The sequence below is a fragment of the Nonomuraea turkmeniaca genome (genome assembly GCF_005889735.1).
In the GTDB taxonomy this organism is placed as follows: Bacteria; Actinomycetota; Actinomycetes; order Streptosporangiales; family Streptosporangiaceae; genus Nonomuraea; species Nonomuraea turkmeniaca.
This window is the reverse complement of the sequence record NZ_VCKY01000096.1, coordinates 1-20361: the sequence shown is the minus strand read 5'-3', so window position 1 is coordinate 20361 and position 20361 is coordinate 1. Positions and strand designations below refer to the sequence as shown.

General features: G+C 70.5%; 28 protein-coding genes and 1 pseudogene. 15 read left to right on the top strand and 14 right to left on the bottom strand.

All coding sequences use genetic code 11. The annotated features are described in order from the left end of the window. Positions 1-12: 12 nt before the first annotated feature. Together ETD86_RS57215 and ETD86_RS26420 are read right to left on the bottom strand one after the other, a co-directional pair. Positions 13-708 (bottom strand): CGNR zinc finger domain-containing protein, encoded by a 696-nt coding sequence (locus ETD86_RS57215; RefSeq protein ID WP_211370324.1) that lies wholly within the window; start codon positions 706-708, stop codon positions 13-15. A gap of 64 nt (positions 709-772) precedes the next feature. Beyond that, complete coding sequence (locus ETD86_RS26420) at positions 773-1990, bottom strand: MFS transporter (RefSeq protein ID WP_211370323.1); 1218 nt, start codon at positions 1988-1990, stop codon at positions 773-775. A 317-nt stretch (positions 1991-2307) separates the two neighbouring features. Here ETD86_RS26420 and ETD86_RS55425 point away from each other — a divergent pair, with 317 nt between their 5' ends. Together ETD86_RS55425 and ETD86_RS26415 are read left to right on the top strand one after the other, a co-directional pair. Then, a complete protein-coding gene (locus tag ETD86_RS55425) occupies positions 2308-2463 on the top strand; it encodes a hypothetical protein (protein WP_170223276.1) in 156 nt (51 codons plus the stop codon). 31 nt (positions 2464-2494) lie between these two features. After that, positions 2495-2716 carry a hypothetical protein gene (locus ETD86_RS26415; protein WP_138668864.1) on the top strand — a complete coding sequence of 74 codons (222 nt, stop codon included), beginning with the start codon at positions 2495-2497 and terminating at the stop codon, positions 2714-2716. Positions 2717-2877: 161 nt separating this feature from the next. Here ETD86_RS26415 and ETD86_RS59240 read toward each other — a convergent pair whose 3' ends face one another. Beyond that, positions 2878-3000 (bottom strand): hypothetical protein, encoded by a 123-nt coding sequence (locus ETD86_RS59240; protein WP_281286962.1) that lies wholly within the window; start codon positions 2998-3000, stop codon positions 2878-2880. A 1-nt stretch (position 3001) separates the two neighbouring features. Further along, the gene (locus tag ETD86_RS26410; protein WP_211370322.1) at positions 3002-3682 is read right to left on the bottom strand and encodes an alpha/beta fold hydrolase; all 681 of its coding nucleotides are present in this window, start codon (positions 3680-3682) and stop codon (positions 3002-3004) included. Positions 3683-3738: 56 nt separating this feature from the next. Between ETD86_RS26410 and ETD86_RS26405 the strand changes: the two genes are divergently transcribed. Then, positions 3739-4146 (top strand): hypothetical protein, encoded by a 408-nt coding sequence (locus ETD86_RS26405; protein WP_138668863.1) that lies wholly within the window; start codon positions 3739-3741, stop codon positions 4144-4146. A 411-nt stretch (positions 4147-4557) separates the two neighbouring features. Here the strand turns inward: ETD86_RS26405 and ETD86_RS26400 are convergent, their stop codons facing one another. Both ETD86_RS26400 and ETD86_RS26395 read right to left on the bottom strand, forming a co-directional pair. Next, on the bottom strand, positions 4558-5673 hold the full coding sequence (locus ETD86_RS26400) for a sensor histidine kinase (RefSeq protein WP_138668862.1): 1116 nt from the start codon (positions 5671-5673) through the stop codon (positions 4558-4560). After that, positions 5670-6332, bottom strand: coding sequence for a response regulator transcription factor (locus ETD86_RS26395; protein WP_138668861.1), 663 nt, complete (start codon positions 6330-6332; stop codon positions 5670-5672). The genes ETD86_RS26400 and ETD86_RS26395 overlap by 4 nt, the downstream gene beginning before the upstream one ends. A gap of 159 nt (positions 6333-6491) precedes the next feature. Between ETD86_RS26395 and ETD86_RS26390 the strand changes: the two genes are divergently transcribed. Next, positions 6492-7517: a DUF1349 domain-containing protein gene (locus tag ETD86_RS26390; protein ID WP_211370321.1), complete on the top strand. Its 1026-nt coding sequence runs from the start codon at positions 6492-6494 to the stop codon at positions 7515-7517. Between the two features lie 76 nt (positions 7518-7593). Here the strand turns inward: ETD86_RS26390 and ETD86_RS26385 are convergent, their stop codons facing one another. Then, positions 7594-8508, bottom strand: a complete 915-nt coding sequence (locus ETD86_RS26385; RefSeq protein WP_138668860.1) for an AraC family transcriptional regulator — start codon at positions 8506-8508, stop codon at positions 7594-7596. Positions 8509-8610: 102 nt separating this feature from the next. Here ETD86_RS26385 and ETD86_RS26380 point away from each other — a divergent pair, with 102 nt between their 5' ends. Continuing rightward, complete coding sequence (locus tag ETD86_RS26380; protein ID WP_138668859.1) at positions 8611-9402, top strand: phytanoyl-CoA dioxygenase family protein; 792 nt, start codon at positions 8611-8613, stop codon at positions 9400-9402. Between the two features lie 108 nt (positions 9403-9510). Here ETD86_RS26380 and ETD86_RS26375 read toward each other — a convergent pair whose 3' ends face one another. Further along, complete coding sequence (locus tag ETD86_RS26375) at positions 9511-10395, bottom strand: fructosamine kinase family protein (RefSeq protein ID WP_138668858.1); 885 nt, start codon at positions 10393-10395, stop codon at positions 9511-9513. A 244-nt stretch (positions 10396-10639) separates the two neighbouring features. Here ETD86_RS26375 and ETD86_RS59665 point away from each other — a divergent pair, with 244 nt between their 5' ends. Then, positions 10640-11608 carry a nitroreductase/quinone reductase family protein gene (locus ETD86_RS59665; protein ID WP_138668857.1) on the top strand — a complete coding sequence of 323 codons (969 nt, stop codon included), beginning with the start codon at positions 10640-10642 and terminating at the stop codon, positions 11606-11608. A 230-nt stretch (positions 11609-11838) separates the two neighbouring features. Here ETD86_RS59665 and ETD86_RS26365 read toward each other — a convergent pair whose 3' ends face one another. After that, on the bottom strand, positions 11839-12519 hold the full coding sequence (locus ETD86_RS26365; RefSeq protein ID WP_170223275.1) for a GAP family protein: 681 nt from the start codon (positions 12517-12519) through the stop codon (positions 11839-11841). An 82-nt stretch (positions 12520-12601) separates the two neighbouring features. Here ETD86_RS26365 and ETD86_RS26360 point away from each other — a divergent pair, with 82 nt between their 5' ends. Further along, positions 12602-13291, top strand: a complete 690-nt coding sequence (locus tag ETD86_RS26360) for a TetR/AcrR family transcriptional regulator (RefSeq protein WP_138668855.1) — start codon at positions 12602-12604, stop codon at positions 13289-13291. A 55-nt stretch (positions 13292-13346) separates the two neighbouring features. Here ETD86_RS26360 and ETD86_RS26355 read toward each other — a convergent pair whose 3' ends face one another. After that, positions 13347-13502, bottom strand: a complete 156-nt coding sequence (locus tag ETD86_RS26355) for a tyrosine-type recombinase/integrase (protein WP_138668882.1) — start codon at positions 13500-13502, stop codon at positions 13347-13349. Between the two features lie 2 nt (positions 13503-13504). On the opposite strand from ETD86_RS26355, the gene ETD86_RS26350 reads away from it, so the two are divergent. The 5 genes and pseudogenes from ETD86_RS26350 to ETD86_RS59660 all read left to right on the top strand — a co-directional run bounded on the left by ETD86_RS26350 (position 13505) and on the right by ETD86_RS59660 (position 15562). After that, a complete protein-coding gene (locus tag ETD86_RS26350; RefSeq protein WP_138668854.1) occupies positions 13505-13867 on the top strand; it encodes a hypothetical protein in 363 nt (120 codons plus the stop codon). Positions 13868-13893: 26 nt separating this feature from the next. Then, on the top strand, positions 13894-14277 hold the full coding sequence (locus ETD86_RS60165) for a transposase (RefSeq protein ID WP_138668853.1): 384 nt from the start codon (positions 13894-13896) through the stop codon (positions 14275-14277). 62 nt (positions 14278-14339) lie between these two features. Next, entirely contained in the window at positions 14340-14822 is a 483-nt protein-coding gene (locus ETD86_RS26340; RefSeq protein ID WP_138668852.1) for a DUF1801 domain-containing protein, read from the top strand. Positions 14823-14872: 50 nt separating this feature from the next. Beyond that, positions 14873-15073 (top strand): hypothetical protein, encoded by a 201-nt coding sequence (locus tag ETD86_RS26335; protein WP_138668851.1) that lies wholly within the window; start codon positions 14873-14875, stop codon positions 15071-15073. Positions 15074-15125: 52 nt separating this feature from the next. Then, a pseudogene (locus ETD86_RS59660) lies at positions 15126-15562 on the top strand (DoxX family protein). A 48-nt stretch (positions 15563-15610) separates the two neighbouring features. Here the strand turns inward: ETD86_RS59660 and ETD86_RS26325 are convergent. Next, positions 15611-16204 carry a TIGR03086 family metal-binding protein gene (locus tag ETD86_RS26325; protein ID WP_138668850.1) on the bottom strand — a complete coding sequence of 198 codons (594 nt, stop codon included), beginning with the start codon at positions 16202-16204 and terminating at the stop codon, positions 15611-15613. A gap of 89 nt (positions 16205-16293) precedes the next feature. Here ETD86_RS26325 and ETD86_RS26320 point away from each other — a divergent pair, with 89 nt between their 5' ends. Together ETD86_RS26320 and ETD86_RS59230 are read left to right on the top strand one after the other, a co-directional pair. Continuing rightward, entirely contained in the window at positions 16294-16737 is a 444-nt protein-coding gene (locus ETD86_RS26320; RefSeq protein WP_138668849.1) for an SRPBCC family protein, read from the top strand. Positions 16738-17204: 467 nt separating this feature from the next. Next, positions 17205-17333, top strand: a complete 129-nt coding sequence (locus tag ETD86_RS59230) for a hypothetical protein (protein WP_281286961.1) — start codon at positions 17205-17207, stop codon at positions 17331-17333. Positions 17334-17359: 26 nt separating this feature from the next. Here ETD86_RS59230 and ETD86_RS26315 read toward each other — a convergent pair whose 3' ends face one another. Next, positions 17360-18064: a CTP synthase C-terminal region-related (seleno)protein gene (locus ETD86_RS26315; protein WP_138668848.1), complete on the bottom strand. Its 705-nt coding sequence runs from the start codon at positions 18062-18064 to the stop codon at positions 17360-17362. A 71-nt stretch (positions 18065-18135) separates the two neighbouring features. Between ETD86_RS26315 and ETD86_RS26310 the strand changes: the two genes are divergently transcribed. Beyond that, a complete protein-coding gene (locus ETD86_RS26310; protein ID WP_138668847.1) occupies positions 18136-19014 on the top strand; it encodes a LysR family transcriptional regulator in 879 nt (292 codons plus the stop codon). Positions 19015-19066: 52 nt separating this feature from the next. On the opposite strand, the gene ETD86_RS26305 is transcribed toward ETD86_RS26310, so the two are convergent. Together ETD86_RS26305 and ETD86_RS26300 are read right to left on the bottom strand one after the other, a co-directional pair. Next, the gene (locus tag ETD86_RS26305; protein ID WP_138668846.1) at positions 19067-19489 is read right to left on the bottom strand and encodes a hypothetical protein; all 423 of its coding nucleotides are present in this window, start codon (positions 19487-19489) and stop codon (positions 19067-19069) included. A gap of 132 nt (positions 19490-19621) precedes the next feature. Continuing rightward, on the bottom strand, positions 19622-20361 hold a 740-nt coding region (locus ETD86_RS26300), incomplete at its 5' end, for a DUF7586 domain-containing protein (RefSeq protein WP_138668845.1).

The window sequence follows — 20361 nt, the reverse complement described above, 5'->3', positions numbered from 1 at the left end:
TACGGGAGAGTCCTACGGGGCGCCGACCCGCGCGGCACGGCGGCGCTCGGTGAGCCGGCGGGCCTTGGCCGTGGTACCACAGTCGGCCATACGGCACCAACGGCGCGAACCGTTGCGGCTCTGGTCGAGGAACAGCCACCCGCAGCCGCCTTCGGCTACAGGACAGCGACGTACCCGGGGGAGGTCGGCCGTCCGCAGCACGTCGAGAGCGGCCTCGGCGATCCGGTCGGGTATCAGCATGGCCGGTACCGTGCCGTAGGTGAGACGCACCTGCGGCGGGTCGCCTCTGTCGAGCACCAACGTCGCTCGGGCGGCCGCCCCGGACCACCGCTCGTGCAGCCCGACCAGCGCGGCTCCGGCCGCGATCGGATCGCCCTCGGCGGGGCCGCCTGGGTCACCCGCCGCCCCGCCGTCCGCGGGCTGGATCGCCGCGAGCACCACGAGGTGCAGCCCCTCCCGGATGTCCCGCACGGCGGCCAGTCCCGCGTGTGCCGCCGCCGGATCGTCGCGCCATGCCTGACCGGCCCGGTCGGCCTCCGCGTCGCCGATCAGGCCTACCCTGGCCGTCCAGCGCAGCAATGCGGAGGTGTCGGACAGGAAGTCGTAGGGGGGCTTGCCGTCGAGCGGCGCCCCTCGTTCGAGCGTGTTGACCAGATCGAGTGCGGGGTGCCCGCCGACCAGCGGCAGCTGGCACACATCGAGTGGCATACGACCTACGCTACCACCTATAGCGTGGATGGAGGTTGCAGAGCGCTGTTCGCTGACCATGGGGTCACGTGACTCGGATGTCCTCGGGCAGGGGCTCGTCAGCGGTCGCCGGCGCGGCCTTCCGCTGGCTGGAGAAGACCGGTTCGGCGAGCACGATGGCAAACGCCACCAGGCTGAGCAGCGCCCCGACGAGTGCCGTACTGCGCACACCCGGACCGGGCAGCAGCACGCTGCCGAAGAGCGCGCCCGCCGTGATGCCCGTATTGAACGCCGTGGAGGTGCCAGCGCTCGCCATGACCGACTCACCCGGTGCGTACACGAGCACCCGCGAACCCAGCACGGCGGTCAGGCCCGCCAGTGTGAAGCCGGACAGGGAGATCGCGACGACGGTCGCGACCTGGGAGGCGCCGAACGCGTACTGCCCGCCGAGCGCCAGCACCTGCAGGCCGATGAGCGCCGTCATGGTGAGCCAGCCGTGGCGGTCGACGAGGTAGCCGACCACGAACACACCGGCCAGGCCCGCGATCCCGCGTGCCAGCAGGAGCGGACCGATCGACGACTCGGCGAAGCCGCTGACGCCGCTCAGGAACGGGCTGATGTAAGTGAACGCCGTGAACGCGCCGGTGATCGCCATCGCCGTGGTGGCCACGATCGACAGATACCGGCCGCGGTCGGGTTCGCTGCCCCGGTCCGCCGCGCCCCGCCCGGCCGGCGTGTCGGGCAGGGAGACCGCGACCGTGACGAGTACGAGCAGGCCCAGGCCGCTGAGCGCGAAGAACGCCACTCGCCAGCTGGTCTGCTGGCCGAGCCATGTGCCGGCCGGGATGCCGGCCAGCGCGGCGACGGAGCCTCCGGCGTACAGGATGGACATGGCCCGGCCGCGCACCTCGGCCCGGAACAGGCCTGCGGCGGCCGGCGTCACGACGGCCCAGAACAGCGCCTGGCTCAGCGCGGTCACCATCCGGGCACCCATGAGCAGCCAGTAGTTCCACGCCACAGCCGACAGGCAGGTCGCCACGACGAAGACGCCTAACAGGATGCACAGCAGCCGCCGTCGAGGCACCCGGCGAGTCAGCTGCGTGAGCGGCAGGGACACCACCACGATGATCAGGCCGTACCCGGTGACCAGCAGCCCGACCGCTGACGCGCTGGTGACGAAATCCTTCGCGATCAAGGGGAGCAGGCCGATCGGCAGCGACTCGGTCGTCACGTAGGTGAACACCGCCAGGGTCATGGCGATCAGAGTGACGATCGCCGACTTGCTTCCGAACCGTTCTCGCACGCTGCCTCCTCGGTCGGATGGCCATCTATCGGGTTAATGACGGTAGCTTTCTTGCGTCTCGTTGCAGCTTTCCCCTGGTAAACCCCAACATAGACACCTGTGTGCTACCAGTCAATCGTTTTTAGACGGTACAGTGACCGCAGTCGAGGAAGGGCCTCACGACATGATCAAGCCGTCAGCGTCATCGGCGTGAGCTGGAAGATCCTTACTTCAGCGCTGTCCAGCGAGGAACCCGGGCGTTTGGTGCTCGATGTCCTTCCTGATGATTGACAGAGGTGCTTCACCGCCGGAGTCGGCGAGGGAAGATGGATCCACGAGTGCCCCGCCCACAGGTCAAGGCACTCGCCGGCTACCGGCAGGGCGAGTCCGACCTGCTCCTGCGCGAGGGTGTCACCTACAGCGGGAGGAAACTCACCCCATTGCCGCCGCGGGACGGCCCGGGTCCGGGCCAAGTTGCAGGCCCGTGGCACTAAGCCGGCCCGCCGCACGCTGAAGCGGCGCGCCATGCGCGAGCGCCGCTTCGCCACCCGGACCGATCGTGCGATCGCCAACGAGATCGCGGCCGATGCGCAGCGCACCGGCCGCGGGGTCGCCGTCGAGGAACTGGCGGGGATCCGCGACCGGGTACGGCTTTGGCCATCCCAGCGGACCGCCTGGTTGCGCAAGATTGCGCCCGTTGGGGCTGAATGTGGGGCCGATGGTGGCGGTGTCCAGCCGCGCCCGTAACCGGGCGCCGTCGAGAGGTTCGGCATTGACGGCGACGCCGTTCGGGTTGTCCGGGTGTGCGCCCTTGAGCGTGAGGTGGCCGCTGGGGCAGCCGCAAACTCGCCGGTGACGTGGGGCAACCGGTCACGCGCAGGTTGCCCTCCACCTGGATGTTCTGGCGATCAGGCCGGGTAGCCGGGAGCCGGGTCGTCGTCGAGGTCGCGAGGGTCGTCGGCGGCGCAGTTGAGGTGGACGACCGCTCTCGGGCCTGCCCCGCTGGACGTTCTCCCGCTGACGCGGATCACGTCATTTCAGCTGGCCGAAGAAGGCCCGCAGGTCCGCGGCCACTGCCTCGGGCGCCTCCATGGCCGGGAAGTGGCCGCCCCGCTCGTGCTCCGTCCAGTGGGTGTCGGCGGCGGGTTTGAGCAGCTTGCGGACGGTGGCGTCGGCGCTGAACACCGCGACCCCCTGCGGCACCGCCGGCGGCGCCCCCCAGTCGGTGGAGTGGGCCTGCTCGTGCAGGAAGCCGGCGGCCGAGACGCCGGAGCGGGTGAACCAGTACAGGCTCACGATCGTGAGCAGCTGGTCCCGGTCGTAGGGCAGGTCGGTCCACTCCTCGAACTTCTCCGCGATCCAGCCGAGCTGCCCGGCCGGTGAGTCGTTGAGCAGGTATCCGATGGTCTGGGGCCGGGTGTTCTGGATCGCCAGGTAGCCGCTGCCCTCGCGGCGGAACTCCTCCATGCGGTCCAGGATCAGCCGGTCCACCGGGTCGTCCGGGTCCAGCCCGTCGGCCATGCCGGGCAGGAAGCTGGCCGCGTTCGCGGCGGTGAGCGAGTCGGTCACCACGTGGACGCCCGCGACGTGCTCGCCGTCGATGCCGCCCACCGCGCCGGAGACGCCCGCGCCGATGTCGCCACCGTGGACGCCGTAGCGGGTGTATCCGAGACGGCGCATCAGCTCGGCCCAGGCCCGCGCGGTGCGGCCCAAGGCCCAGCCCGCCTCGCGGACCGGGGTGGAGAATATCCTGGGAGGGTGCCCTTGACGTGCGGCTGCCTGCGTCGGACCCGCCGGCCGCGGCGGTGCTCGTCCGGGCGCCCCGCGACAGCGGCAGCCACACTCTCCCCCATCCTCTGCCGGACGGCCGCACCCTGCGGGTGCGCCAGGGCAGCTACGAGCAGCCGTCCGAGCTGCTCCTCTACGATGGCGACCGGAAGGTGGCCACGGTGCTCACCCTGAGTTGCGGCGAGATCGTGTCGATGGCGCTGGACCGATCCGGCCGGCATCTGCTGGTCGGCAAGGACAACGAGAACGATTCGGCGGCCGGCAACAGACCGTGCGGGGGCAAGAACCACGAGCTGCTCCGCGTCGGCCTCGCCCCGACGGCCGCAGGTGCCTTCCCCCACAGGGTCGTCTGGCGGGGCGACACCTATGTCGGCGGATTCACCTGGTGACCGACTCCTGCGAACGACCAGTCAGATCACGTCCACCACTGCCGATCGATCCGGCCGTGGGCGGCCCGGCGTCCTCCCGGACGGTGTCCTCCCACGGCAGCCGGACCACCTGGCCGATCCTGATGGCGAACTCGTAGTCGTGGAAGAGGTCGACGTCGCCGCCCGGACTTCGACGTGACGGGCGATGACCTGCCGGTCGACGGAGAACGCCTCGGCATGGACGTCGCCATCCTTGCCCGATGCCCGAGTGCGGCCGCTGACCCGGGGAGCGGGCCTGAGCAGGACGGTCCGGACGTCTGAGGGCTCCAGCCGGTAGGTGGGCGCGCCGTGCGGCCGCCGTGCCCCCACTCGCCGGGGCACGGCCCTTGAGCAGCGACCCAGGTGCCGCCCTCGCGCGGTCGTCCCCTGACCTCAGGGATGGTTCGGGTGAGATCCGTGCGCGAACCGCACGGTGACGGACAGGCCGCCTTCGGGGCGTGCGCTGGTGGTGAGGGTGGCGTGGTGAGCGTGCGTGACGGCATTGACGATGGCGAGGCCGAGGCCGTAGCCGTCGCGGCGGCCGCGACGTTCGGGCGCCAGTTTCTGGAAGGGTTGAAAGAGGCGTTGGATCTGGTCGTCGGGGATGGCCGGCCCGCTGTTGGTGACTGTAAGGGCCGCCTGCGTGCCGGAGGTCTGCGTGGTGATCTGGACGTGCCCGTCTTCGTGGTTGTGGCGGATGGCGTTGTCGATGAGGTTGGCGACGAGGCTTTCGATCAGTCTCGGGTCCCCGGCCGTCACGGCGGGCGTCAGGTGTTCGGCAAGGTCGATGCCTGTCTGCGTTGCTTGGTCGCGGCGGGAGGCGAGCACTCCTTCGACGACGTGGGCGAGGTCCAGGGTGTCCCAGCGGGTGACGCCGCGCTCGCTGGTGGCCAGAGCGAGGAGTGCCTGGACGAGCCGCTCCTGGTGTCCGCCGAGAGCGAGGGCCTCCTGGCAGGCCGAGCGCAGGGTGTCGGTGTCGGCATCGGGGTCGGCGAGGGCGACTTCAAGGAGGGTGCGCAGGCCGGCGAGCGGGGTGCGCAGCTCGTGGGAGGCGTTGGCGACGAAGTGGCGTTGGGCGTCGAAGGATGCTTGCAGGCGGGCGAACAGGTCGTCGAGGGTATGGCCGAGCTCGGTCAGCTCGTCCGTGGGCTCCCCGAGGTCAAGGCGCCGGTGGAGGTCTCCGGCGGAGATGATTTGGGCGGTGGCGGTGATGGCGCGCAGCGGGTGCAGGAACCGGCCGGCGACGTACCAGCCGAGAGCCAGGGCGACGGGAATCAGAAGGACCAGGGCGACGGCGGATCCGGTGAGGAGTTGGGGCAGGCTGATCCCGGGCCCGGTTTCGGTGATCGCGCTCGATGAGGGGTGGCCTTTGGGGGTGGCCGCGTGGACGCTGGCGAGCGGGACGGCGACGAATACGAGCACCAAGACACCGGCGGCGTAGATGCCCGCCGCGTAGGCGAGCGCGAGCCGCGTCTGCAGGGATTTTCTGGCGAGCTTTCGGGAGGTCATGACGGTCCGATGCGGTAGCCGCCTTCGCGGATGGTCTCGATCACGGGCGGGTCGCCGAGCTTGGCCCGTAACCGGTGCATGGTGTGCTTGACGGCGCTGCTGAAGGGGTCGGCGGCCTCGTCCCAGACGCGTTCGAGCAGTTCCTCGGCGGAGAGGACCACGCCGGGCACGGCGAGCAGGCATGCGAGCAGGGCGAACTCCCTGGGGCTCAGGTCAAGGCGCCGGCCGGCCCGGAACGCGATACGGCGGGCCGGATCGAGGGTGATGTCCCCGCATGCCAGGGTGGGTGGTAGTGGCGGGGTGGCGCGGCGAGCCAGGGCACGGACGCGGGCGACCAGTTCGGCGAACGCGAACGGCTTGGGCAGGTAGTCGTCGGCGCCGAGGCTGAGCCCGTCGACGCGGTCCTCGATCGTGCCGGAGGCGGTGAGCATCAGGACGCGGGTCTCGCAGCGGCCGTGGGCGAGTCGACGGCAGATCTCGTCCCCGTGGACGCCGGGCAGGTCGCGGTCGAGGATCACCACGTCGTAGCGGGTGGCGGCCAGGCGGTCGAGGGCGGCGGTCCCATCCAGGACGACGTCGACGGCCATGCCCTCGCGGCGCAGCCCGGTTCCGATGGAGCGGGCGAGGACCTCGAAGTCCTCGACGACGAGGACCCTCACCGCAACTCACCGCTGGTCGTCGTGCGGGCGGGGCGGCCGAACTGGCCGCCGGGTGGAGGTGCCATGGTGCAACGATGCCAGATCCTCGGTTCCAGCCGGGTCGCAGCGGCTGCGACCCGGTGGGAACCGGGTGCCGCGTACAACCGTCGGCATGGGTTCATGGCCGGCGGTCCTGTGCAGGGGCCGCGGTGGCTGCGGCTGACCAGGTCGGGCGACACTCTCACCGGCTACGAGTCAGGCGACGGCCAGACGTGGACCGAGGTCAGCACGGTCACGCTGCCCGGGCTGCCGGAGACGGTCGAGATCGGGCTGTTCGCCGCCTCGTCAGGGGCGTTGTGGGAGATGGCGAAAGCCTTCGCCCAGGCCACCGCCACCTTCGACCAGATCACGCTGCAGGGCGCGAACGGCTCGTGGCGGCATGACGACGTCGGCGTCTCCTTGGGGCCCGACGGCAAGACCCTGCATCACCCGGGCGGGGTCGTCGAGTCCGGCGACAAGCTCCTCGTGACCGGGGGCGGGGACATCGGGCCCGCCACGGTGGAGGGCGGTCTGCGCGCTGACCTCATGCTGATCGGCGGGGCTGTGGGGCTGATCCTGGTGCTCGTGGTGGCGGTCACGTTCGACACGGCGGAACACCGGCGGGGGTCGATCGGGACCGGCCTGCCGGCCGGGCCGCATCCGGCACGGCTGCTGGCGGCCAAGGCCGTGGTGCTCGGCGCGGTCGCGTTCGTGACGGGACTGGTGACCTCGGGGGTCGTGGTCCCTGCCGGCTTGGCATTGTTGCGCGCCAATCAGAACCCGATTCAGCCCATCACCGTGGCCACCGAGCTACGCGTGATCGTCGGCTACGCGGCGCTGACCGCGGCCGCCGCCGTGCTGGCTCTGGGCTTGGCCGCGCTGGTCAAGCGGCACATCGTCGCCATCGGCCTGGCCATCGCGCTGGTCGTCGTGCCGTACCTGCTGGCGACCGCGGGTCTGGTGCCATGGCTGCTGATGATCACCCCTGCCGCCGGGTTCGCGATCACGCAGAGTGTCCCCACGTTCGCGCATGTGGACGTGGACCAGTCGCTGCTCGGCGGCTATTACCCGCTCCCGCCTTGGGCAGGTTTGACCGTGACCTGCGCATATGCCGCCATCGCCCTCGGGGCGGCGATAGCCGTACGCCGTGGGAAAGTGCCATGTTAGGTTCCGCTCGATCGAGGGTCTCGCGGGCCAAGGCCGGCCTCGACCCGGGAGCGCCTCGATGAGCTTGCTGGAACCCTCATCCTGCCGTGCTCGCCCCGCCGTCTGTGGCCGGGGTGCTGAGCTGCGTACGGTCGGCTGATCGGCTGCGTCGCCGGTACTCGGTGGGGGTCAACCCGACCAGCGTCCGGAAGCGGCGGGCGAAGTAGGTCGGGTCGTCCCAGCCGACCGCGGCGCCGACCCGGGCGGCCGGCAGGGTCGAGTGTGCCAGTAACGTGGCGGCGCGCTCGGCCCGTAGCCGGGCCAGGAGGTCCAGCGGCGTCAACCCGACGTACCGTCTGAACAGCCGGCCGAGATAGTCGGGATCCAGGTTGACCGCCCGGGCAAGGTCATCCAGCCGCCACGGATGGGCCGGCGCCGTTTCGAGCCGGGCGATGGTGGCGGCGACAGCGGGGTGGATGGCGGAATCGTGCGTCTCTCGTTCGGGGGCACGGCCATCGGCCAGGACGCCGAGCACGGTGACCAGCCGGCCCAGCACGCGGCCCGGCCGGCTCTGATCGGCCACGAGGTCCCGTTCGAGCAGGCCGATCTCCGCGATGGCCTCCTCGGCGGCGGCCGGATCGACGCTGGTGACCGCCACGCCGTGCGTGCCGGATGACACCGGATCGGTCCACAACATCCGGCGCAGCATCGGGATGTCGTACAGCGCCGCCAGTTCGGCTCGTAGCGCCTGGGCGGACAGGCAGCAGTTGGCGACGGTCAGGTCGGCGCAGTCCCGGAATCCGTGCCAGGCGCCGGGGCGCAGCACGATGACCTGCCCGCGTTGCAGCGGGTGCTCGCCCTGGCTGGTCACGTGCCGGCCGTGTCCGGTTCCGATCACGGCGATCTCGAGGAAGTCGTGTGCGTGCGGCTCGATGTCGGGGTTCAGGTGGTGGACACCTGCCAAGACCGGGCCTCCGGCGAACAGCGCGTGCTCGTGCAGTGTGGCAGGCATGTCGGGATCGTACGACTGCTCGCCGGAATCGGCCTAGCCCATGGCGGCACACCACGACGATGCTGGGCGGTATCCCAACGACGAGAACCTCGGAGGTCAGTGATGACAACGTCCACGAACGAGCGCTCCCGCAGCGACGTCGGCGCCGACGGCCGGGTGCCGGAGGAGCTTGTGGCGGCGTACCGCGAACACGGTTTCGTCCGAGTGCGAGGTGTTCTCGAGCCGGACCAGGTCGAGCGCTTCCGTGCCGGCGCCGAGGCGTTCCTGGAGGCGCATCGCGCGGAGAGTCTGGAGAAGCAAGGCGTCTTCAGCCAGCTGGTCAACGTCTGGCAACGCGACCGGACGCTGAGAGAGCTCACGTTCGACCCGCGCGTCGGCCGGATCGCCGAACAGCTCGCCGGGTTCCCGCTGCGGCTCTGGCACGACCAGATGCTGGTCAAGGAGCCGCACAACAACGCCGCCACGGAGTTCCACCAGGACCGTCCGTACTGGCCGCATGCGGGTGACCGGCTTCCGCTGTCGGCGTGGATAGCGCTGGTCGACGTTCCCCCGGAGCGGGGCTGCATGACCTTCCTGCCCGGCACCCAGCATCGCACCGGCCTGCGCCCGCAGGACCTCCACCGCGAGGAAGACCTGTTCGAGATGGACCCGTCCCTGCGCTGGATCCCTCGCGTCACCGTGCCGCTCCGTGCCGGCGACTGCACCTTCCACAGCGGGTACACCGGCCACATGGCGCTGCCCAACCGCACCGGCCAGGCCCGGCTCGCGCACGTCACCATCTACATGGACGAGGCGACCGCCTACAGCGGGACCGGGCACATCGTGACCGATCCTCTCGGCCTCGCCGCGGGCGACCGTTTGGACGGTGACACCTTCCCCCGTCCCTGGGCGTAGAGGTCGCGCGGACAGGCCGCCGGTCGTGGTAGCCGCGCGAGCATCAAGGATGTGACGGCCAGGGCTCCCTCGACAGCGGTCCGAAGGCCGTGATCTTCTGAGCTGAGCTCAGGGCCGCTGCCGGAAGGGAGCGAGCGTGGCGCGCACGAGGTCGGCGGCGCCCCAGTCGGGGTCGAACTGGGCGATCACGGCCAGGTGCTGGCGTAGCTGGAGGATCGGCATCCGCTCGCGCCAGTCGCGGTCGAGCCCGGTCAGCTCGGCGTACAGCTTGAAGAACACCTGTGCCTCGGGCGGCGGCGCCGTCGTCCACAGGTGGGCCAGGTCGACTTCGGCCCACGTGTACGACACGGCCGGGTCGATCAGCGCGGGCCGCCCGTCGGGGGTGGCCATGACGTTCAGCGCCCACAGGTCGCCGTGCGTCAGGCACGCGGGCCTGACCGGCAGCAGCTCGGGCAGCCGGTCGCACAGCCGCTCCAGCGCCGCCCGGTCCGCGGCGTCGAGCGCCTCCTGGACGCGACGTTCGCCGAGCCAGCGCAGCAGACGGTGCTGGGCGAAGAACTCGAACCCGTCGTCATCCCAGGTGTTGACCTGCCGACGACGGCCCAGCCAGTTGTCCCGGTGCCACCCGAATCGGGGGTGCCGCGTGGTGGTGTGCAGGTGGGCGAGCGCGTGCGCGAGCTGCTCCCAGAAGGCCTCGGTGCCCGGCCGGGGCTGCAGCACGGACAGCACGAGCAGGTCGCGGTCCGCGAGGATGATCTCGGGCGTGGCGACGCCGCCCGCCTCGCGCAGCACGGTGAGCCCTTCGGCCTCCGCGGCGAAGGCGTCGTCCGACGGCGGCTCGCCGAACGCCTTGACGAACACCGACGTGCCGTCACCGCGGCGGGCGAGCCCCGCGGTCGCGGCGAGGCCTCCAGTGGCCGGCTGGACCGCGACGACGTCGGTCAGGCCGGCCGCGTGCAGGCGTTCGAGCAGGAAGGACGTCGTTTCTGTCACAGGTGTGCGCCTCTCTGCTGGTCACGCGTCATGGCGATCAGGGACGAGCCCGCGGCGGCTCACTCATGGAGCGACCCTAGCTGGACGGCGCACCCTCGACGCCGCCCTGTGGACCGCCTGTCCGCGCGACCTGTCAGATGGCTGGTATCGAGCGGGTCTCGCGAATGGCGGCGTCAGGGTGGGCGCGGGCCTGGACCAGCTCCCTCGTCATATTATTCGAATAACAATCCGTCAGGGGGATCCCATGGACTTCGACCAAGCCGACGCCCTCAACCAGGCCATCCGGCTCCTGAGCCTGCGCCACCGGGCCAGGGCCGCGGCGCTGCTGGCGCCGCTCGGCCTGCACCCCGGCCAAGAGGCGCTCCTGCTCGAGCTCGTCCGGGCCGGCCCGATGATCCAGGCCCAGCTCAGCGAGGCGCTCGGCTGCGAGCCGCCCAGCGTCACGCTCATGACCCGCAAGCTCGAAGCCACCGGCCACATCCGCCGCAGACCCGCCCCGTCCGACAAGCGCGCCAGCATCGTCGAACTCACCGACAGCGGCAAAGCTCTCGCCGACCAGGTCAAGCAGCTATGGTGCGCTCTGGCGGAGGAGACCGTGACCGGCCTGCCCGCCGAAACGGTGGCAGAACTACCGGGCATCCTCAACACCTTGACCGGCAACGTGGACACCAGGCGCCCCGCACCCGTCCGCCGGCACGCTCTGGTCGCGGAATCGCGACGAGCCGGGCAGGTTGATCAGGGCACGGCGTTGACCGGTGACTACGAACCGAGCGCGTCGGGATGGGTCCGCAAACACGTCGAGCAGATCGTGCGCACCGGCACGACCGACGGCGTCACGATCAATGGCCTGCCCACCGTGCTGATGACCTACCGGGGTGCCAAGACCGGCAAGGTTCGCAAGACGCCGGTGATGCGTGTCGAGCACGAAGGGCGCTACGCGGCTGTCGCGTCCCTGGGTGGCGCGCCGACCAACCCGCAGTGGTACGCCGGCCTGGTCGCCGAGCCGGTCATCGAGCTTCAGGACGGTGCGGTGACCCGGGAGTACCGGGCGCGCGAGGTGTTCGGGGACGAGAAGGCCCTGTGGTGGCGCCGGGCGGTGGACGCGTACCCGGACTATGCCGACTACCAGCGCAAGACCGACCGCCAGATCCCGGTCTTCGTGCTCGAACCGGTCAGCGGGAGCACACCGGCCGGTGACGTCACCGAGGACTAGTGTTTGTGAGTCGTTGATTCGTGTGCAGTACCGGGCGACGCCCGGGGGCCCTGGCGCGGCGCCGGACAAGCTGGGAGAGGTCGCGCGGTGCAGGTGCGCAGCCGTGGGTCAAGCGCAGTCTCTCGGCCACAGACCGTAGGGTGCCCCGGCTGGTCGCCTGGTCTTGGCGCACCCGGTCGCGTAAGGGTCTCTTCCGTGGTACGGGTGAGCGCCCCCTGGGCCTGCGGCCGTCACGAGCGAGGCGGCGTGGGCATTGTGATGGTGATCTGGTCTGGCGCCGCGTCCAGCAGGAGCAGGACTCCTGCTATCCCGACGATCCAGCGCAGTGTTGTGCGGGATCCGGAGGAGAGCTTGTTCTGCCAGCGTTCGAACCGTTCCCGCATCCGTTCGCCCAGGGCGGCCCATGCGACGAACAGCAGGATGCCTGGGATCACCATGATGGTCACGTACACGCCGAGCAGCGGCGACCATTGGACGGCGGGCAGGCCGGCCGCGGTCATGATGCCGAGGGCGCCGAAGTACGGCACGGCGGTGGCGAACTCGAACAGCCAGGTCCCCAGCCCCAACATCACCATCGAGCGCATGGCGAAGGACCGCGCCCGGATGGATGCACCTTCGGGGTTCTTGTCGGGGATGAAGAAGCTCCCCGCCAGGAGCGCTGCGCCGAGGACGGCCTGTCCCCAGGCCCACACGGTGTCATCGACATGTGGCACGGCGGCGCCGAGGCCGAGCATGAGCAGCGCGCCCAAGGCGAAGTACGCGGTCGCGACCGATCCGAGGTACACGCCGAGCAGCGCGCCCACGCGGTGCGGCCTGGCCAGGAGCAGGTAGAGAGTTATCCCGATCACGGCGGGACTCAGCGTATCGAGCAGGGCCAGTCCGAGCACCGCCCCCATCGTCTCGATCGACAAACCTGTCTCCTGCCGGGAGCCGACGATCCGTAACGACACACCTGTGTTAATTAACATAGCACATGCGTGTTAGCATGGGAACGTGCCGCGACTCGTTGATCATGACCAGCGACGGGCCGAGCTAGGAGAAGCCGCCATCCGGGTGATCCTGCGCGAAGGCCTTGCCGGCGTGACCGTCCGTGGAGTCGCCGCCGAAGCGGGCTGGTCCACCGGCTCCCTGCGGCATTACTTCGGCAATCAGCACGAATTGCAGGCCTATGTCGTGCAGGCCACCACCGACACCCTCCGTCGACGGGTCCTCCCACGCGTCCAGCGGCCCCGCACTCAAGGGTCGGTGGTCGAACAGATCGCCACGATCGTGGAGGAGATGCTGCCCCTCGATGCCGAGCGGCGCGAGGAATACGCGCTGTGGTCAGCGGTCGTGGAATGGGAACGTCAACATCCTCCAGAAGGAGGCTCTGTGACGTGGAACGACCAACGGGCGCTGCACCGTCAATGCATCGCCTCTCTACGCGGATACGAGCCGGCCCGCGAGCCGAGCCAGGCCACGCTCCCGCACCCTGATGCCCAGGTCGAGCTCTGGGCGGCGCTCCTGCACACGTTCGTCGACGGACTCGCCGCCCAGATCATGAACACACCCGGCGAGGTGTCCGCCGACACCGCCGCACAACTGCTGCGTTCCCTGCTGGAAGCCGTACCGCGAGCGGAAGGCGCAGCGCAGGGCGCGCAGGGCACGGCCCCTGAGCAGCAACCAATCGGTCAGTGGCGGTAGCGGGCTGACGCCAGCGGACCGACCGCCATCCGGCGGTCCGATACAGGTGGCCGCTCTATGCGAAGACGCGGTCGACGACGGCGGCTTGCTCGGCGGTGCCTGCGCGGAAATATCGGGCCGAGGTGTCAAGGGAGGCGTGACCGAGACGGGCTTGGACCTGGGCGACGTCGGCGCCGCCTTCGCGTAGGCGGGTGGCGTAGGTGTGGCGCAGCCGTGCCCGTCCTGGACGAGGGCGGCGGCGACGACCTCGGCGATGTCGACCTCATGGATGGGTACGCCGAGCGCGTCGGGGAAGGCGCTGCGCACCACGCCTTCGGTGCGGATGGACTCACTCCACATGTACAGCTTGTTGATGGCGAACTCGCCCGGCCGGACGTGGGTCCCTTGCAGGCCGGAGGCTTCGATGGCCTGTTCGACCTGGTGCAGCATCTCGTAGCTGCCCGGCCGCCGGATGGTGACGGCCCGCTGGTGAGGGTGACGATGCGGGTCAGCCCCGATTTGGCGGCCTGCCCGGCGAAGGCGCCGGCCTGCTCGGCGGCGCGGCCGGGGTCGGGGTCGAGCAGGCCGGCCATGTAGTAGGCGCGGTCCACGCCGTCGACGAGATGTGGGAGGTGGCCGTTACGCTGATGCCGGCCCGGCGTCGGCGACGTCAGGGGGGTGGCAGGGCCGCCACCGATGCGCGTACGGTGCTGGGCGCGGTCGTCTCTGTGCTCACCAGCGGCTGCGCCTGGCAGCACCTGCCGGCTCCTTCGATGTCAGCGTGCCTACCGCGCACCGCTGGTTCGTCCGCCGGACCAGGGCGAACCTGTGGCAGAGCCTGCGCGAGGCCACGATGGACGATCCCGGGCTGGCCGACTGGACCAGGGCGATCCGTGACTGTACGTCATTTGGTGTTTACAAATGGCAATCACCAAAAGAGACCTGGGATCAGCAGCCGCGTACGGCGCCGCGGGGCGTTGGATCAGTCAGGAATGGAGAAGCCCTGACCTGTGCCGTGCGGATAGCGTGAGGACATCCCCTCCCGGCGACTGACAAGGAGCAACACGTCATGAGCGGCACATCGGAGGCCGGCAGCGAGAAGACGCGACACGATTCCTCGGCGGAGAGATTCTCCGCGCAGGAGCGCGCCGCGATGAAGGCGCGCGCCAGCGAGCTGAGGGCGGCGGCACGCGGCGGCCGAGGCGCGAAGAAGGCGGCCCCTGATGAGGCGGCGGTGCTGTCGGCGATCGCCGCGATGGCAGAGCCGGACCGTGCTCTGGCCGAGCGCGTACACGCCGTCGTCACCGCCGCCGCCCCTGAGCTGGCGCCGAGGCTGTGGTACGGCCAGCCCGCCTACGCCAAGGCCGGGAAGGTGGTGTGCTTCTTCCGCAGCGGACAGGCGGACAAGGAACGCTATTCCTCGTTGGGGTTCAGCGTGGAGGCGAATCTCGACGAGGACGATGGCATGTGGCCGACCGCTTACGCCCTGACAGAGTTGACCGAGGCCGGCGAGGCGGCGATCAGGAGGCTCGTTCAGAAGGCCGTGCGCTGACGCGAACGCGACACCGCACCGGCCGGTTCGCAGGGCCCTGGAGCTCTCCGGTGAGCAACGGCTTGCCCAGCTCGAGACGGGTGGTCACCCGGGTCATCGCGGAACAGACCCGGGTGACGCTCGCGCAGCAGTCGGTCGGCCGCGGTCGGATCGATCAGGAATCGACAAGCGCGGACCAGCCAATTCGCCATGGCGTGATGAGCGCGCCACATCAAGTCGAACAACGCCTGACCAAGCGGAAGCGACAGTGAAGTTTTCTCGTGCGCCCAGCAGAGCAGGAGAAACCTCAGTGCAGGTATAGCCATGGAGCGCAAGTCGACAAGGAGTCATTGCGATATGACAAGAAGGCAAAGGATCATCTACTGGCTTTCCACCATTGGGCTCGCATCGGGATTGGTCGGCTCCGGGGTTCAACAATTGTTGAGAGCGGAAGGCGAGGGCGCGTTGGCGCCACCCTATGCTTGGGGCATTGTGGAACTAGGCTACCCCGTCTATATTTTAACGATACTTGGCCTATGGAAGCTCTTGGGGGCGGTGACGATTCTTCTCCCGGGTATCCGCTACTCAAGGAATGGGCGTATGCGGGTCTCTTCTTCCTGCTCACCGGAGGGATGTTCTCGCATATCGCCTCAGGCGACTCTTGGTATCAACTGCTTCCGGCGCTCTTTCTTCTGGTGCTCACGATAGTGTCATGGTATTTCAGGCCGGCAGACAGAAAGCTACTGACGCGAAAGACCTGAGCGTTGCTCCACCTCGGGAATTTCTCGAAAGAGCCGTGAAATAGGGCATCATGGCCGCCACCGCGGATCGCGTCCGATGAACGCGAGCAGCTTGTCCTGAGCGGAGGCGTCCTGCTCGACCTGCATCTCCGGGCCGAACACCTCGATGCCCGGCCCGAAGGCACCCGGCGTGCGGAACTTGTCCATGAGCTCGGCGGGCAGCGCCCTCATGGCCGACCAGGCCCGCTCGACGTCTTCCGGATCGATCGTGTCGTCCTGCGACGTGGCGCGGGCCAGATCCCAGCCGTGCAGCGGGAGATCGTCGCTGACGACCTGGTCGATGTGCTGCTGTGCCGGCATCGTTCCGGTGGGCGTGTCGCAGGGCAGGGTGGCGAGCGCGGGATCATCCAAGGTAGCCTCCACGTCGGCGCGGGCGGCGCGGAAGGCCGCCACCGGGTCGTCGTCGACCGTCGGCGCCGGACTGAGCGAACGGCCCAAGGGCCTCAGCATCACAGCGTGCATGTCGACGATGTGCCGGACCACGTCCCTGGCCGTCCACTTCGCGCACGGGGACGGATGCGACCACTGGTCGGGGCGGACGGAGACGACCTTGCGTTCGAAGGCGTCGGCCCGGCGGCGATAACGGTCGGCGATCTCACTCATCACGGCCATTGAGCTCCTCCAGCGGGGCCGGGTCATGGCGAAAATATCACCAACGGGTGCGTCAGGCGGGCGCGGTTACCATCGGGGTCATGGGCAGGCCCGTGTACCTGGCCGCCGCCGTGCAGGTGGCGGCCCCGCCGGAGCAGGTGTTCGCGTTGATCACAGACTGGCCCCGGCACGGGGAGTGGATGGTTCTGACCACCGCCCGCCAGCTCGGCCCCGGCACGATCGAGGCCTACACCGGGGTGCGGCCGTTCGGTTTCCTGGACACGATGACGATCACGCAGTGGCAGCCCCCGGCGCTGGTGCGGGTGGAGCACACGGGCCGCATCGTGCGCGGCCGGGGCGCCATCCGGGTCCGTCCGCACGCGGGTGGCAGCCGCGTCATCTGGGCCGAGGAGCTGCGGCCGCCCTTCGGGCCGCTGGGCCGCCTGCTGTGGCCGATCGCCGCCCTGGTCGGCGCCGTGTTCGCCCGCCGGTCCCTGCGCAAACTGGCCGCGCTCGCCGAACGCACCGGCAGTCGACCCGCGTAACCGCAGCATCCAGGAACGCACCGGCAGCGTGCACTTTTCCACGGTTGCCTGGGTCCGGGCTAGCGTGTGCGGCTGGTGCACTGACGCGCTGAGCGACGCCGCCTCCGCCGCCGTGGCCGACCCGGGCGACGACACCGGCCTGTCCAGGGCCGCGCTGCCGCCGACCGATCCCGGGATGTGGTGGATTCGGCACAGCGGCAAGTCGCTGGAGGACAACGCGGTCGCCGGGCTGCGGTTGCGGACCTTCCCGTCCACCACCAGCCCGCTGTTCGCCAGCGTTCTGTGGCACTTCACGCCCGTGCCGGGCAAGTCCAACACGTATTTCGTGGAGAACCACAACGCGGGCTGCCTCGACATCGCCGACGGCATCTCCCAGAACGCCGGAGTCCTGCTGGAGGTGCGCGGCTGTGACGGCACGCTCAGCCAGCAGTGGGTCACCCCCCTTCCACGGGGGTGTGCGCTACGGCATGACCAACGTCTGGAGCGGCCTGGCGGCCACGGTCAAGGTGCCCGTGGCCGAGAACGCCAAGCTGACCCAGCAGCAGGTGAACGGCTCGCCGGGGCAGAGCTTCGACATGCCGTTCTTCGGTTTCTGACCGGCTGGCGTGCGCCGGCGGGCCCGTCAGGGCGTGCCGGCGTACGCCGCCTCGGCGTACCGGCCGACCGCCGCCGCGAACGCCGAGATCACCGGATGCGGTCGCCGCCCGTCGCCGGACAGCTCCGGCTGGAACAGCGTGGCCAGGAAGAACGGGTGTCCGGGCAGCTCGGCCACCCGTACCGTGCCGTCGTCGGCGGCGTGACCGGAGAAGACCAGCCCGCCGGCGGCCAGCGTCTGCTGGTAGGCCTCGTTGAGGCCGTAGGAGCAGACGTAGGCCTCCATCGTCGTGGGCGTGCCCATGATCTGCTCGATGAGCGTGCCGGGCGTCAGCCGCACCAGGTTCTCGTGGCCGGCCAGCGAGCACGCCAACGGCGTGAGCAGGAAGTCGCGGGCGCCCTGCTCGTTCTCGGCGTGCGCCACGTCCAGCCCGCACACGTGCCGCGCGAACTCCAGCAGCATGTGCTGGAAGCCGGCGCAGGTGCCCAGGAAGGGGATGCGCTGCTCGCGGGCGACGCGCGCGGCCTCCACCGCGCCGGCCTCGTCCCGGTACGGGCTGCCGGGCACGATCCAGATGCCGTCGAAGGCGTCCAGGCCCGTCACGTCGGTGGTGGGGATCCAGTACGGGTCGAGCGCGATGCCGTCGCGTTCGCGCAGCGCCTCCATCATCAGCGGGATGCGGGCATGGGAGCGGACGCTGGGGGAGCGGTCCCCCACGAGGGCGATTTTCATGTCCCTTATCGTGGCCGCCCGCGTGGCTTAAGCGCCAACGATGAAATCTGTATCTGCTATAAGCAATGCTGATGGACCCTCATTTGCTGACCACGTTCGTGGCCGTTGCCCGGCACGGCTCGTTCTCCGCGGCCGCGGCCGAGCTGGGCTACACGCAGTCGGCGATCTCTCAGCAGATCGCCGCGCTGGAGGCCGACTTGGGGCTGGCGTTGCTGAGCCGCCGCCCGGTCGAGCCGACCCCGGCGGGGCGGCGGCTGCTGGAGCATGCGGGGCCGCTGCTGCTGCGGCTGCGGGCGGCCCGCGCCGACGTGCTGCGTGCCGCGGCCGCGCCCCGCCACCGGCTGCGGCTGGCCGCCACGCCGCTGGCCGTCAACGCGGTGGTGGCCGGTCGCCTGGCCCGGGCGCGTGCCGCGCAGCCGCGGCTGGAGGTGACGCTGGCGACGTGCGCGCGTGACCAGGTCGGCGCCCTGGTGGCCGAAGGGCAGGCCGATCTGGGGCTGGCGGACGGCATCGCCGCGCCCAGCGATCCGCTGCGGCTGCCCGACACCGGTCCGATGACGACCGCGGGGGTGAACGAGGAGGACCTGGCCGTGGCGCTGCCCGCCGATCATCCTCTGGCGGGACGGGCGGCGTTGCGGCTGGAGGACCTGGTGGACGCGCGCTGGCTGCAGACGCCGTTGTGCCCGCTGGCGCGGCTGCGGGATCTGGTGGGGGACGGGTTCCCGGTGGCGATGGAGTACCAGGGCGACGATGTGCACACGGTGGTCAACCTCGTGGGCGCCGGCCATGGACTGACCCTCCTGCCGGTCTCGGTCCTGCCCGCGGCATCGGCGTCCGGGCCGGCGCGGGGGGTGCCGCTGGCCTCGCCGCGCCTGGTGCACCGGGTCGAGCTGCTGCACGGCGCCCTGCCGCCGGGCGCGGCCGACCTGGCCCGCGCGCTGTCGGCCTGACGGCGATCCCTCCTGCTCGGCCGGCGCGTGCGCCCGGTGCGGAGCCGGCCGGCTAGAGCTTGCCGCACCAGGGCACGGCCGACAGATACAGGGTGACCCCGTCAGAGCCCTGGCACGCCTGGATGACGGCCGCGCCCAAGGTCAGCGCCGCGGCGACCGCGCCCGCTTCGGGCACTCCCAGCGCGGCCAGGAACGCGGCCGCGCCGGAGCCGACGCGGAGCCGGTCGATGAGTTCTTGGGTGAGCGCGGCGTCGAGCGTGAGCACGAACCCCCAGGCGTGGGCCTCCAACGACCAGCCGGGGCCGCGGGCGTCCCGCAGGGCGCCGGCCGGCGCCGCACCTCGGATCTCGACGCCGGCCGCGCCCCCGGCGGCCTGGGTGGACGCGGTGGCGTGCGCGGTGTAGCCGGCGCCCACCGTGAGCGCGCACCCCGCCAGGAGACTCACGGCAAAACGACGGGAGGTGCGGCTGGTCATGGGTGACGGTCCTTTCTCCGTGCGTCACCCCCTCACATTACGTGACGATGTTCACACTTTCCGTGCAGGCGTGGCGGGCTCGAAAGCGCGGGCCTGGTGATCCGATCGGCCCGCGGCGAGGCGCACTCTCGGTCAGGCGTGCCAGTCGGTCACCCCGCCCGGCACCGGCGCCGCCGGATCGTACGGCTCGCGGGTGAAGATGAACGTGTTGAGGTCGAGATGGTCGGCCGCGACCCGCAGTGTCTCCCCAGCGTAGTAGCCGTCCAGCCCCAGCCACGTCCCGTCCGGCTGAGGCACGAACCGTGAGGCGCGCCCGGGCCCGCTGACCGGCTCCAGCGACAGGCCCCGCTCGGGCAGCAGCCGCAGCGTGTACGGTTTCGGCCCCCAGTGCCACAGTCCGGTCAGCGCGAGCAGATGGGGGTCGGCCGGCACGGGCCGCCATTCGTCGGGCAGGCGCGGCTCGTGCTCGTCCAGGATGTCGAGCAGGTCGGTGAGCAGCCGCCCGGTGAGCCCAGTGGTGGTGTTGGCCATGAACAGCACCCCGACTCCTTCGGCCGCGTCCGCCCACACGGTGGCCAGGAACCCGGGCATGGATCCGCTGTGCCCGGCCAGGCGGCGCCCGCCGGTCCTGGACAGTTGCAGGCCGAGCCCGAACCCGCCGGTCCAGGTGTCGCCGTCGTCCACGCCGGCCGGTTCGCGCATCTCGGCGAGGGTGCTGGGGCACAGCACGCCGCCGGTGTCGCCGCACAGGAACGCCGCCCAGCGGGCCAGGTCGTGCGGGGTGGACCACAGCTGCCCTGCCGGGCTCATGGCGTCGGCGTCGTGTTCGGGTTCGGCGAGCACGACGTCGGCCCAGGGGTGCACGGCGTAGC